The organism is Paraburkholderia sp. CHISQ3 (assembly GCF_030464945.1).
GTDB lineage: Bacteria > Pseudomonadota > Gammaproteobacteria > Burkholderiales > Burkholderiaceae > Paraburkholderia > Paraburkholderia megapolitana.
Genome location: NZ_JALPRG010000013.1, coordinates 131,945 through 146,663, shown reverse-complemented (window position 1 = coordinate 146,663; position 14,719 = coordinate 131,945). Strand labels below are relative to the sequence as shown.

Annotated in this window: 3 protein-coding genes; all 3 read left to right on the top strand. The window is 63.4% G+C overall.

Annotation, left to right across the window (positions count from 1 at the left end; genetic code table 11):
• The 3 genes from M0D65_RS27420 to M0D65_RS27410 are packed head-to-tail and all read left to right on the top strand — an operon-like array spanning nt 1 to nt 14,674.
• Nucleotides 1–1,620 carry an MBL fold metallo-hydrolase gene (locus M0D65_RS27420; RefSeq protein ID WP_266255374.1) on the top strand — a complete coding sequence of 540 codons (1,620 nt, stop codon included), beginning with the start codon at nt 1–3 and terminating at the stop codon, nt 1,618–1,620.
• Nucleotides 1,608–5,528, top strand: a complete 3,921-nt coding sequence (locus M0D65_RS27415; RefSeq protein WP_266255373.1) for an amino acid adenylation domain-containing protein — start codon at nt 1,608–1,610, stop codon at nt 5,526–5,528. Before M0D65_RS27420 ends, M0D65_RS27415 begins: the two co-directional genes overlap by 13 nt.
• Complete coding sequence (locus M0D65_RS27410; protein WP_266255372.1) at nt 5,525–14,674, top strand: non-ribosomal peptide synthetase; 9,150 nt, start codon at nt 5,525–5,527, stop codon at nt 14,672–14,674. The genes M0D65_RS27415 and M0D65_RS27410 overlap by 4 nt, the downstream gene beginning before the upstream one ends.
• Nucleotides 14,675–14,719 lie beyond the last annotated feature (45 nt).

Below are 14,719 nucleotides of genomic sequence, written 5' to 3'. Positions count from 1 at the left end.
GTGACTATCTCGTCCAGCACGCAAGTCTATCTGCGACCCAACATTCAGTTCGATCCGCTGATCAATGGCTGGTACGCGTGGTTTCACACCCTTCCGCCGTTGACCTCCGCCCTCAATGTGGCCGAGCGGTTCCTGCCGCGGATGAAGTCTTACGTCGCATCGCCGATGATGCATGCGGCCGCCATCAACAACCCGGCCATGCGCGGCGGTCCGTTCATCAACCTGGGTGGCCAGCGTGTCGATGAAATTCGCGCGTTGATCGAACAAACCACCGAGCGCGCCGCCAAGCAGCTCGAACTCGCCGCCGCTTACAAGGCATTCTCGACGCTCGTGCTCGAACAGGCGAAGGGGATGGCCACCGACCCGATCTATCCGCAGATTCCCGAAGCGTTGAAAGGCTTTGTCGAGATCTATTACGACCTCGAACACAACCCCTCCTTCCGGGTCTTCGAGAGTCTGCTGTATGCGAGCCCGTTCTATGCGCGCAATGCCCAGAGCATTGCGCTGTCCGCGATCGACGAAAACACGCCGCGCCCGTTCATTCTCAGCACACCGCGGCTCAAGGACGAGCGCACGGTGTTCTGCAACATGCCCTTCGATAGCCGCGCGCTCGATACGCTGTTCAGCATGCACGAGAAACCGGGCAGCTACGCGAAAATCGTCGACCTGATGCGTATCGAGGAGAAGGACGAGCCGCTGTTCCGCTCCTTCTTCGTCGAGGAAGCGCCTGAGCTCAAGCAGGATCGCTCGTTCGACGGCGACGATATCCGCATCCGCTACTACGGTCACGCCTGCATGCTGATCCAGAGCCGCGGCGTGAGCATCCTGCTCGATCCGGTCATCAGTTACGGCTATGACACGGACCTGCCGCGCTACACGTACGCCGATCTGCCCGATCAGATCGACTACGTGCTGATCACGCACAGCCATCACGATCACATCGTGCTCGAAACGCTTTTGCAGCTGCGCCACAAGGTCAAGACCGTGGTGGTCGGCAGGAATTGCGACGGCTTCCCGCAGGACCCGTCGCTGGAACTCGCGTTGCGCAACGTCGGCTTCGACAACGTGATCGAGGTTCGCGATGCGCAGGAACTGAAAGTGTGCGAAGGCGGTAGCATCACCGCAATTCCGTTCATGGGCGAACACAACGATCTGGCGATCCAGAGCAAGGCGGGTTTCATGATCCGCTTCGGTACGCGCTCGGTATTGAGCATCGCCGATTCGTGCAACCTCGACCCGAGCCTGTACGAGCATATTTTTCGCATCACCGGTAAGCCGGACACCCTGTTTCTCGGTATGGAAACCGAGGGTGCGCGACCGTCGTGGGTCTATGGCCCGCTGTTTCCGAAGGCGCTACCGCGCGACATCAACAACTCGCGCCGCGCGCGCGGTTGCAACGTCGCCGAGGCGACCTCGCTGGTCGATCACTACCCGTTCAGCGCGGCCTATGTCTACGCGATGGGTCAGGAGCCGTGGTTGAACCACCTCCTTGACAACACCTTCGACGAAAACTCGCCGAGCCTGATCCAGTCCACCCAGTTTGTCGAGCACTGCAAGGCGAAAGGCATCACATCCGAAAGCCTGTACGCGCAGAGGGAGATCGTGCTTTGTCAGAACTAAATCTCAACACGCTCGCGACCAGCGGGCAGTACCAGGACCACATGGCGTTCTGGCATGACGCGCTCGGTCGCATCGAAGGCGACTTTCGTCTTCAGCAATCGTGGCAGGCGTATGCGCTGCCGCTTGGGCCCGAACCTGTCGAGACGCTCAAGCTCGATGGTGCCGCGGCGCAGGTGCTGGAGAAACTTGCTGCAGGCAAGGACCTGAGCGCGTTCGTCGTGGTGCTGGCGGCTGTCTTCCATGTTCTCAGGCACTACGACACCCACTCCGGGCTGTTTGTGGATTCGCCGCACCTGATCGTCGAACCGGCAGCGGAAACTGGCGGCACCGTTCCGCTGATCGACGGCATCCGTTCAGGCGCCACGGTTCGCGAGTATCTGAACCAGGTTCGCGACCGCGTGCAACGCAGCTACTCGTACCAGGATTTTCCGATCGCCGCGCTCGCGCACAAGCTGCATGGCGAAACGCCCACGACCAACGTCGCGATTCGCTTCGACGGGCTGCACGAAGCCTCGCGCACGACTGACCACGATCTGTCGATCGAGATCAGCCATCGCGCAGGCTACGAAATTGTCCTGACGGGCCGACCGACGGTTTTCACGCTGCATTATCTGCAGCATTTCGCGCGGCATCTGCGCAACGTGCTCGCCGGCTTCGATGCACTGGATGCGCCGCTCGATACGGTCTCGCTGCTCGACGACGAAGAGCGCGCGCGCCTGCGTTCGCAGGCGGCGCCCGTTGCGGTACAGGACACCTTCCTCGCGCAGTTCGCGCAACTCGTGGCGTCGGCACCGGACAGCATTGCAGTCGCGACCGTCGACACAACGCTGACCTACGCGCAACTCGACGACCAGGCGTCGCGCCTCGCCGGCTTCCTGCTCAGCGAATACGCAATCGAACGCGGCGACACGGTCGGCGTAGTGGCCGACCGCTCGGAACGCTGGATCGTCGGCATGCTCGGCGTGCTCAAGGCAGGTGCGGTCTATCTGCCGCTCGACCCGGAGTTTCCGCAGGAACGCCTGCGCTTCATGATCGAAGACGCCAAAGTCAAGGCACTGCTGACGCACTCGACACACCTGTCATTGCTCGCGGATTTCTGGGAAATCCCCATCTTCGCGCTCGACTTCCAGCTCGACACGCTGGAAGCCGCACCGACGTCTTCACCGGTAGATGTCCAGCCCGACGACGCGGCATACATCATTTACACCTCCGGCTCGACGGGCGTGCCGAAGGGTGTCGTACTCGAACACGCGGGTCTGCTGAACATGGCGCAGTACCACGTCGACACCTTCGGCTTCGATGCCACCGACCGCTTCGTGCAGTTCTATTCGCCAGGCTTCGACGGCTCGATCATGGAGATCTTCGTCACGCTGCTCGCAGGCGCACGCCTCGTGCTTGCGAAGACTTCGGTGATCAAGGACGCACCGCGTTTCGTCGAATACATCGCACAGCAAGGCGTCACCACGATCAACGCGGCGCCGGCGTATCTCAACGCGCTCGACTGGGACTTGCTCGGTAGCGTCAAGCGCGTGATCAGCGCGGGCGACAATGCGCGCGTGGCCGATATCTGCAAGCTGGCCCAGACACGCTCGTGCCACAACTCGTATGGTCCCACCGAGGCCAGCGTTTGCATCACCGACTATGTGGTCGACGCGACAACCGCGTACGGTACCCGTCTGCCGGTCGGCCGGCCGATCCACAACATCCACCTCTATCTGCTCGACGAGCATGGCGCGCTGGCTCCAGAGGGCTGCGTCGGCGAGATCTGCGTGTCCGGCATCGGACTCGCGCGCGGGTATGTCGGCCGCGACGATCTGACTGCCGCCGCGTTCATCGCCCATCCGTTCGAAACGGGCGAACGTCTGTATCGCACCGGCGACCTCGGCGTCTGGTTGCCGGACGGCAATCTGGAAATCACCGGCCGTCGCGACGCGCAGGTGAAGATTCGCGGCTATCGCATCGAACTCGGTGAAATCGAAGCGGCGCTGCGGCAGCACGCCGACGTTGCCGAGGCGATCGTGCTCGTGCGCGAAGACGCTGCGCAACACAAGCAACTCGTTGCCTATGTCGCACCGGCTACCGCAAGCACCGCCGGCCTGCGCGAACATCTGAAAGAACGCCTGCCCGAATTCATGGTGCCGGCGTCGATCGTGACGCTCGAACGCATTCCGTTCACGCCGAACGGCAAGATCGATCGCAAGGCGCTGGCCGCCATGGAACTGGCGCCCATCGAGCGCGAAACCGGTTACACGGCGCCCAGCAACGATATCGAAGCGCGTCTCGGCACCATCTGGTCCGAAGTGCTGGGCCACGCTCAGATCGGCGTGCACGACAACTTCTTCGAACTGGGCGGCGACTCGATCCTGATCATTCAGGTGATGTCGCGGGCGCAGCAGATCGGCCTCAAGTTCACCGCCGAGCAGTTTTTCGCTCATCCCACGATTGCGGAACTGGCTCAGGTCGCCGTGGATGCGCCGGTCGTCAGCATTTCGCAGGAGCCGGTCGTCGGCCCGGCACCGCTCACGCCGATCCAGCACTGGTTCTTCGAGCAGGACGTGGAAGATGCGCACCACTACAACCAGTCGACCATGATCGAAGTGCCCGCGTCATTGCGGGCGGACGTGATCGAGCAGGCGCTGCTGGCTGTCGTCACGCATCACGATGCGCTGCGTTTGAACTTCGAGCGCACCGGCGACACCTGGCAGCAATCGCATGCGGCAGCGCCTCTCGCGATACCGCTCGCGGTCACCGTGCTGGCCGACGTGACGCCCGCTGAGCAGCAAGCCACCATGCTCGCGATCGCCACGCAGATGCAGGAAAGCTTCACGTTATCCACAGCGCCACTGCTGCGCGCACACCTGTTTCAGTTCGGCCCGGCGCAACCGCAGCGTCTGCTCGTGGTCGCGCATCACCTCGTGATCGACGGCGTTTCGTGGCGCATCCTGTTCGAGGATCTGTACGCGGCGTGTCGTCAGATCGAAGCGGGCAATGCGGTCCAGCTTCCGGCGAAGACAACCGCCTGGCGCGACTGGTCGAACCGTCTCGGCGAACTCGGTGCTACTGCTATCGAGGGTCTCGACTACTGGCGCGAGAGCGACGCCGAAGCGCAGGCGTTTTTCGCCGACATGCGGCCCGGCACCATCGGCGACGCCGGGTCGGTCGTCGTCGAATTCGACGAACAGCAGACGCACGCGCTGTTGCAGGACGTGCCGCGCGCCTTCAATACCCAGATCAACGAAGTCCTGCTGACCGCGTTGCTGCTCGCGTTCGGCGACTGGACCGGCAATGCTTCGCTGGTGGTCGATCTGGAAGGCCACGGCCGCGAGGACATCTTCGAAGGTGTCGATACGTCGCGCACCATCGGCTGGTTCACCTCGCACTACCCCGTGCTGCTGAATGCCGGCGACGCCACCGTGGCCGCCGAGGCGTTGCGCAACGTCAAGGAACAACTGCGCGCGGTACCGCTGCGCGGACTCAGCTATGGCGTCGCACGCTATCTCGGCAAGGACGCACGCATCGCCGCGGAGCTGGCCCAGCAGCCGACCGCGCCGGTGCGCTTCAACTACCTGGGCCAGATCGATCGCCTGCTCGCCGACGATACCGGCTGGAAACCGGTGCTCGATTTCCATAGCCCCGAACACAGCCCGCGTGCGCAGCGCGGCCATCTGTTCGAGATCGACGGGATTGTGTTCGAGGGCCGTCTGCGCCTGACCTGGCACTACAGTCGCGCAGCCTGCGAACCCGGTGTCATCGAACATCTGACGCAGTGCTACCGCAGCCGTCTGCTGTCGATCGTCGCCGCCAGCAGCGATGGCGACGCTCAGCCCGGGCTGAGCCCAACGGACTTTCCGGCTGCACGCATCAGCCAGCAAGCGCTGGACGTTCTGGTCTCGAGGATCAAATCGTGACAACCCCCACCATTGCCGACATCTACGAGCTCTCCCCCATGCAGGAGGCGATGCTCTTTCATGCCGTGCATTCGCCCGGCTCGAGAAGCAGCTTTAACCAGCTCGGTTGCCGCATCGTCGGTAGTCTCGACTCCGCGCTGTTTCGTGCGGCGTGGCAGCAGCTCGTCGACCGGCATCCGGTGATGCGCACGTCGTTCCATTGGGAGGAATTCGACAAGCCGATGCAGGTCGTGCACGCGCACGCCGCGCTACCGTGGGTCGAGGACGACTGGCGCGACCTGTCGGAAGACGAGCAGCACACACGCTGGAGCGAGCATCTCGAGCGCGATCTGAGCGAAGGCTTTGCACTCGATCGCGCGCCGCTCGTGCGTTGCCGTCTCGTGCGGGTAGCGGACGATACGCATCTGTTCAGCTGGAGTCATCATCACATCCTCGCCGATGGTTGGTGCCTGTCGCTCGTCATCGAAGAGATCTTTCAGGTCTACGGTGCGCTCACGCAGGGCCTGCCGTCGGCACTGCCCGCCGTGCGTCCCTATCGCGACTATATCCAGTGGCTCCAGCAACGCGAACCGCAGGCCGCGCGACACTACTGGACGCGTTACCTCGAAGGTTTTCACTCGCCGACTCCGCTGCCCACAGCGGCACGCGCAGAGGCAAGCGAGCGCTTTGGCCAGGGCCTTGCGCAAGTTCAGGCCGATCTGTCGGTCGATCTCAGCGCACGCCTGCGGCAATTTGCAGCACGCCATCAGCTCACGCTCAACACGCTCGCTCAGGCGGCCTGGGCGCTCGTGCTGTCGCGCTACAGTGCGGAAACGGACGTCGTGTTCGGCGCCGTCGTCTCGGGTCGAGGCGCCAATCTGCCGGGTATCGAAAGCATGCTCGGCCTCTTCATCAACACGGTGCCGGTGCGCGTGCGGGTCGATCCGCGGCAGCCGCTTGTGCCGTGGCTGAAGATGATCCAGGCGCGGGTCGCTTCGCGCGCGCCGTTCGAATACACCCCGCTGCCCGATATCCAGCGTTGCAGCGAAGTGCCGCTCACGACGCCGCTGTTCGAGAGCAACGTGACGTTCATGAACTACCCGCTCGACGAGTCGCTGACGCACGGCGCGCACGGTCTGGCGGTCGACGACGTACAGCTCTATAACCGTGCCGACATTCCGCTCGAATTCGTGGTGACGGCGCGCGACGACTGGAAGATGGAGCTGTCGTTCGATCCGCAGCGCTTCGATGAAGACACGATGCGGCGCATGCTCGGTCATGTGGCCGCGACACTCAACGCGTTCGAGGCCGATCCGAACCGTCTGCTCGGGCGCCTGCCGATGCTCTCCGAGGCCGAGCGTCATCAGCTTCTGGAAACGTTCAACGACACCGAGGTGCCGTTCGACGCCGAACTCACCGTCGTGCATCGGCTGGAACAGGCCGCCGCCGTTTATCCGGAACGACCGGCCGTCGAGTACCGCGATACTGTTCTGAGCGCAGGCGAGCTGAATGTGCGCGCCAACCGCACCGCGCACCGCCTGCTGGCCGCGGCGGAGTTAAAGCCTGACTCGCTGGTCGCCATCTGCATGCACCGGTCGGAGCGCCTGATGGAGGCGATTTTCGCCGTGTGGAAGTGCGGCGCGGCCTATATCCCGATCGACCCGAACTATCCGGTAAGCCGCATCCGCACGATCCTCGAAGATTCCGGTGCCGATGCGATCGTCACCTGCGACGGCCTGCTCCCCACCGATCTGGCCGCGCTCGCGCCGGTCGTGTACCTCGACGCCGACTACGCCGTCGACAACGAGATCGCCGATGCGTCCAATCCCGGGCGCCCTGTCTCGCCCGACAGCCTCGCCTACGTGATTTATACGTCCGGTTCGACCGGCAAGCCCAAAGGGGCGATGGTCGAGCACGCGGGCATGTTGAATCACATGCTCGCCGAGATCGACGAGTTTTCGCTGTCGCCCTCGTCGGTGATCGCGCAGACCGCGCCGCATTGCTTCGATATTTCGGTCTGGCAATTTTTCGCGGCACCGCTCGCCGGCGGCAAAACCGTGATCGTCGACGACGAACTCGTGCGCGATCCCGCACGCTTCCTCGAATATCTCGAAGCCACGAAGATCAGCCTTCTCGAACTGGTGCCGTCCTATCTGGCCGCCCTGCTCGAACGAGCATCGGAACAGCCGGCGCTGCTGCGACACCTGCGAGACATTCTCGTCACCGGCGAGATGGTCAGCCCTGCGCTCGTCGCGCAGTGGTTCGAGGCGTTCCCCGACATCGCCATGGTGAACGCCTATGGTCCGGCCGAAGCCTCCGACGATATCGCGCAGCACAGCATGGATCGCGCGCCGACTACGCCGTATGTGCCGGTCGGCAAGCCGATCCGCAATGTGCGTATCTATGTCGTCGATCCGCAGATGAATCTGTGTCCGATCGGCGTATCCGGCGAGCTGTGCGTGTCCGGCGTCGCCGTGGGTCGCGGCTATCTGAACAACGAAGCCCGCACACGCGAGACCTTCCTCGAAGATCCGTTCCACCCGCGGCGCGGCGTCCGCATGTATCGCACCGGCGACATCGGTTGCTATCTGGCCGACGGGACGATCCTGCTGCATGGACGCAAAGACCATCAACTGAAAATTCGCGGTTATCGCATCGAACTGGGCGAGATCGATAACGCACTGGCTGCCATTCCCGCCATCCGCCAGGCAGCAGCGCTCGATTACCGCGACGCAGGCGGCCGTGCCGCGCTGTGCGCCTATGTCGCCTTCCGCGAAGGCGTGTCGCTGAGCGACGCCGAGATCGCCGCGGCTCTGTCGACCACGTTGCCGGACTACATGGTGCCGGGCATCTATGTCGTGCTCGACTCGCTGCCGTTGAGCAGCAACGGCAAGATCGATCGCAAGTCGTTGCCGCCGCTCGACCGCTCGACGCTTGCTGCCGCTGGAGCCGAACCGACGCTGCCGCGCAACGCCACCGAAACGCTGTTGTGCCGCATCTGGGGCGAGGCACTCGGTATCCCATCGCCGGGCATTCATGACAATATTTTTGCGCTGGGCGGCGACTCGATTCTCAGCATGCGCATCGTCTCGCTCGCGGCAAAAGCGGGCCTGAAAATCACGACGCGACTGATCTTTCAGCGTCCGACGGTTGCCGAACTCGCCGCTGTGGCGACCCACAGCGAGATCAAGGCGGCGGAGTTTGTCGCGGCTTCCGGTCCGCTGCCGTTGACGCCGATCCAGAAGCAGTTCTTCGCACAGCGCAAAGTCGACCAGGACCAGTACAACCAGGCTGTGCTGCTCGAGGTTCCGGTGGATCTGGATGCAGGCTCGCTGCGTCATGCGTTGCGGCATGCGGCACGCTGGCATGACGCGCTTCGGCTGCGCTTCCACGCCGGAGCATCCGATCCGTCCAGTTGGGTACAGGAGGTCGTCGACGATCAGGAGATTCCCGTCGGTGTGTTCGATATCGCGGCCGATCAACTGGAGCAGCATGTCGCGCAGTCTCATGCGAGCCTCGATCTCTTGAGCGGCCCGGTGTTGCGCGCGGATCTGTTCCGCCTCGATGGAGGGCAATCGGCGCGTCTGCTGCTGGTTGCGCATCACCTCGTGGTCGACGGTGTGTCGTGGGGTGCGCTGCTCGAAACCGTGTACGAAGCCTATACCCGCCTGCGCAACGGCCAGGCGCCCGAATTCGCCGGCAGTGGTTCGTCATGGACCGCATGGACCCGCGCGATCTCGAACTGGGCCGGCTCCGGTGCCGCCGATGCCGATCTCGCGCACTGGCAGGCGCTCTCACATGCAACCGTGCCCGGTCTTCCGCTCGATCGCTCCGCTGCCGCCGACGCCAACTCCGTGTCGTCGGCCGAAACGATCGTGGTCGAACTCGGCGAAGCCGCGACCACGGCACTGCTCGGCGCCGCACCGCGTGCCTACGAAGCGCAGATCAACGATGTATTGCTTGCTGCGCTCGCGCGTGCCGTCAGTGACTGGAGCGGATCGACCGAGGTGCTGCTCGATCTCGAAGCACACGGCCGCGAGGAAGTTACCACGGACCTCGACGTCTCGCGCACGGTCGGCTGGTTTACGTCGCTCTTCCCGGTCCTGCTGAAAGTCGAGGCGGAAGTGTACGATCCGGCTCGTCTCGTTGCGTCGATCACGGCGCAACTGCGCACCGTACCATCGGCGGGTATCACTTACGGTTTGCTGCAGGATCGGCTTGACGGTGCCGCTGCGCAGTCTCAGTTGCTGTTCAACTACCTCGGGCAGACCGATCAGGTGTTCACCGGTGCGCGCGACTGGAAACAGGCCACCGAGCCGAGTGGCGACGGTCGCAATGCGGATCAGCAGCGCGAGCATCTGCTCGATATCAACGCCTACGTCACCGGCAACCGTCTGCATGTGGCCTGGGAGTTCAGCCGGGCCTTCCATGACACGGCCAACATCGAGCGCCTCGCGCAGGGCTATATCGCGGCGCTCGAATCGCTCGTCGCCGGGCATACGGCCCAGTCCGTCGCGGACCACCGCTCCGTTTCAGGTTCTTCTGTTGCAGATTACACAGCGACCGGTCTGTCAACGACCTCACTGCAGACGCTGACCGCAAGCATCCCGGACGAGATCACCGACATCTACACGCTGACGCCGACCCAGCAGGGCATGCTGTTCCACAGCCTGTACGAGCCGGAATCGGATGCGTATTTCAGCAGCCTCAATTTCCGTATCGACGGGGATCTCGATGTCGAACGGTTCCGCCGCGCGTGGGATGCGGTGATACACCGGCACGACATCTTGCGCACCTCGTTTCATTGGGAAGAAATCGAAAACCCGGTGCAGGTCGTGCATCGTCGCGTCGAATTGCCGTGGCATGAAGAAGATCTTCGCTCGGTCTCGGTCGTCGAGGCAGAGCAACGCTGGGACGCATATCTGACGCAAGACCGCGAACGCGGCTTCGACTTCACGCGGGCTCCGTTGACGCGCCTCGGACTCTTCCGTCTGGGTCCGCAGGCATGGCGTTTCTACTGGAGCCATCACCACATCCTGCTCGACGGCTGGAGTTCCGCGCTGCTGCTGAGCGAAGTAGTGGCCACCTATCAGGCCCTGCCCGACAACACCGGCACGAATCGCGCCGCGCCGCCGGTTTTCCACGACTACGTGCGCTGGCTGGAACGCCAGGACCCCGCGGCGGCCGAGCATTTCTGGAAGACGAAGCTCGAGGATTTCCCCACGCCGACGCCGCTCGTGCTGGGGCATCCCGAACTCGACGGAACGGCGGCTCCTGGCACCTATGTGGAAGAACAGCTTCTGCTCTCCGCAGCCGATACGCGCAATCTCGTCGCGTTCGCGCAAACCAGTCGCGTCACGCTCAACACGATCGCCCAGGGCGTATGGGCTCAACTACTGAGCCGCTACAGCGGCGAAACGGATGTGGTGTTCGGCACCATCGTCTCCGGTCGTCCGGCTTCGCTACCGGAGTCGGACCAGATGGTCGGGCTCTTCATCAACACGCTGCCGGTGCGCGTACGCATCGACCAACGCCCGACGTCCGCGTGGCTCGCGCAGTTGCAGATCGATCTCGCGCAGCAGGAGGACTATGCGCACTATCCGCTCGCCGAAATCCAGAAGTTCGCCGATCTGCCGCCGGGCGTGCCGCTGTTCCAGAGCCTGCTGATCTTCCAGAACTATCCGGTCGAAGAAGCGCTGACCGATGCGCTCGACGGCTTGAGGATCGGTGAATTCCAGATTGCCGATCCGAACAACTACCCGCTGACGCTGGTCGTGACACCGGGTGAATCGTTGTCGTTGCAGGTGCTGTACGACGATGGCCGGTTCGATCGCGACACGATCGTCCGGCTGCTGCGCCATGTCGAAACCCTGCTCGTCGGCCTGACTTCTGCCGACGATCGTCCGAACGGCAGCATCCCCCTGCTCACCGAAGCCGAGCGCAACGAAATCCTGCTCGACTGGAACGACACGTTCACGGCGATTCCTTCCGACAAGACGCTGCCCGAACTGATCGAGGCCGTGGCGGCCGCTCACCCTGAGCGCGTCGCCGTGCGCTACGGTACGGTGGTTCGTACCTATCGGGATCTCGTCGAAGGCGCCGATCGCATCGCGCGACATCTTCTGCAAACAGCACCGATCCAGCCCGACGACCGCATCGCTGTATGGATGCCCCGCTCGGACCTGATGCTGGAAACCATTCTGGCCATCTGGAAGGTGGGTGCGGCCTACGTTCCCGTCGATCCCGCCTACCCTGCGCAACGCGTCGAGGCGATCCTCACGGCGGCTGAACCGATCATCATCGTCGCGAGAGACTGCGTGGCGCCGGCTGCGCTGTCGTCGATCCCGATGATCGATCCCGCGCATCTGCCCGACGAACAGCGCGCAGACGCGCCCTTGTTGCCTTGTTCCCGGCCCGCGAACCTCGCGTATGTCATCTTCACCTCGGGTTCGACCGGCAAGCCCAAGGGCGCCATGGTCGAGCATCGCGGCATGTTGAATCACGTGCTCGCGATGGCGCGTCGTGTCGAACTCGGCGCGCACAGCGCGGTTGCGCAAACCGCTTCTCATTGCTCCGACATCTCCGTCTGGCAATGCTTCGCCGCGCTCGTGTCGGGCGCCACCACGGTGATCTATCCCGATGCCGTCATCCTCGAGCCCACGCTCCTGATCGACAGTCTGCATCGTGACCGCATCACGGCGATGCAATTCGTCCCGTCCTATCTGGCCACCTTTCTCGTCGAACTGGAACGGCACGCCCTGCCGACCTTCCAGCACCTCGACACGCTGGTGACGATCGGCGAGACCTTGCAGGTGTCCTCCGCGCAGGCCTGGTTCCGCCTGAATCCGACGGTCCGCCTGATCAACGCCTATGGACCGACCGAAGCGTCCGACTCGGTCGCGCACTACACGATGGAACGTGCCCCGAACCTGCCCGCGATTCCAATCGGCAAACCGATCGCGAACCTGCGCCTCTACGTCGTGGATGCGGACATGAATCTCTGTCCGGTCGGCGTCAAGGGCGAGATCTGCATCGCGGGAACCGGCGTTGGGCGCGGCTATCTGTTCGACGAGAAACGCACTAAGGCCGTGTTCCGCGACGATCCGTTCAGCACGGAACCCGGCGCACGCCTGTATCACACCGGTGACATAGGCTGCTTCGGGCCGGACGGCAATATTCACTTCTTCGGACGCCGCGACTTCCAGGTGAAGATCCGCGGATATCGCATCGAGCTTGGCGACATCGAGGCGGCGCTGACCGGTCTTGCAGGCATCTCCAATGCCGTCGTAGTCGCACGTGAGGGCACAGGCGGCGACAAATACCTGTGCGGCTACGCATCGGGAACCGGTTGGACATCCGCGCTTCTGCGTGAGGCGTTGCGCGAAAAACTGCCGGTGCATATGGTGCCCGACTTCGTGATGCTGCTGCCGGCGCTGCCCGTTACACCTAACGGCAAGATCAATCGCGCCGCGCTGCCGCTTCCGGACACCTCCTACGTACCCGAAGCCGTGTCGGCCGAACCCCAGACACCGACCGAAGCGGCGCTGCTGCGCATCTTCGCCGAAGTGCTCGGACGGCAACCGAACGGCATCGACGACAACTTCTTCGAGCAAGGAGGCCAGAGCATCAAGGCGATCCAGATGGTGAGCCGGATCAGGCGCGAACTGAAACTGGGCGTCGCGATCGTCGATATTTTCCATGCACCGACGCCGCGCGAGCTTGCGAAGAAGCTGGTTGGCACAACGACCGTCGATGCCGAGGAAATCATCCCGGCGCTTCCCGCGCAACCGTCGTACGCGGCGTCGAGTGCCCAGAAGCGCATCTGGCTTGCGAGCCGCAGCGCCGATCCGTCGACGTACAACATGGCCGGTGCGCTGCAACTGAACGGCGCGATCGATACCGACCGCCTTGTCCGCGCATTCGATGCGCTGGTCGATCGGCATGAGAGCTTGCGCACGGTGTTTGCGATGATCGAAGGCAGTCTCCGGCAACGCGTGCTGACGCGCGCGGAATCCGGCTTCCGGGTCGAGCAGATGCAGTTCGCGCAGGAAACTTCGACGGAGGAAATCGACCGGCTGATCCGCGCGGAAGCGGAGCAACCGTTCGATCTCGCCGCAGGCCCCCTGCTGCGCGTCAAGCTGATCCGGCTCTCGTCGGTGCAGCATCTGCTGTTGCTGAACATGCACCACGTGATATCGGATGCGTGGTCGATCCGCGTTCTGACCGACGATCTGCATGCGCTGTATGCCGGTCGCGATCTGCCGGCGCTGACCATCCAGTATCGCGACTACGCCGCCTGGCACAATGCGCATCTGGAAAGTCCGCGCGCGGCCGCACATCGCGACTACTGGCTCGAGAAGCTCGCGGCGCCGGTACCGCGCCTGCAACTGGCACTCGATTACCCGCGTCCCGAGCGACTCAGCCACGCCGGGCAGACACTCGATCTGCCGCTGTCCGACACCCAGCTTGCCGGACTCGCGGAGCTGGCGCGCGCTCGCCATACCTCGACCTACTCCGTCATCCTGGCCTCGTTCTGCGTGCTGCTGCATCGCTATACGGGACGTGAGGATATCGTGATCGGCAGCGTGTCGGCCGGACGCGACAGCGAACAACTCGAAGCGCAGATCGGGGTGTTTCTCAACACCGTTGTATTGCGTGTGCCGCTGCACAAATCCGCGACAGTGAACGAGGTGATCGACGCTGTTTCGAAAGCGTCTACGGAAGCCATCGAGCACGCGTCTTATCCGTTCGATCTGCTGCTCGAAGATCTGAAGGTACGCACGCCGGCGAATCACTTCCCGTTCTTCGATATCCAGGCGAACTACATCTCCGTGCCGCCGGCGCAGCAGGATCTGCAGATCGCCGATATCTCGCAGACCGACACGACGGCGAAGTTCGATCTGTCGTTCCAGATCGTGGAGAGCGAAGGCAAGCACCTGATCCAGTTTATCTACAACACCCGCCTGTTCCGTCCCGCGACCATCGCCGCGATGCGCGATCGACTGCTCGACATACAGGAAGTGTTCCGGCGCGATCCGAACACGCCCGTCGATCGTATTGCGCTCTCCAGCAATGCGCCCGCCGCCGGCCCACGGGTTCGTGTCGGTCTTCGTCTGAAGACCGCACCCGAGCCCACCGCCGATGACGCGCTCGAGGAGAAAACATGATGCGGGCCGGTGCAGTGGGTTTCACGTTGCTTTGGGTGAACACAA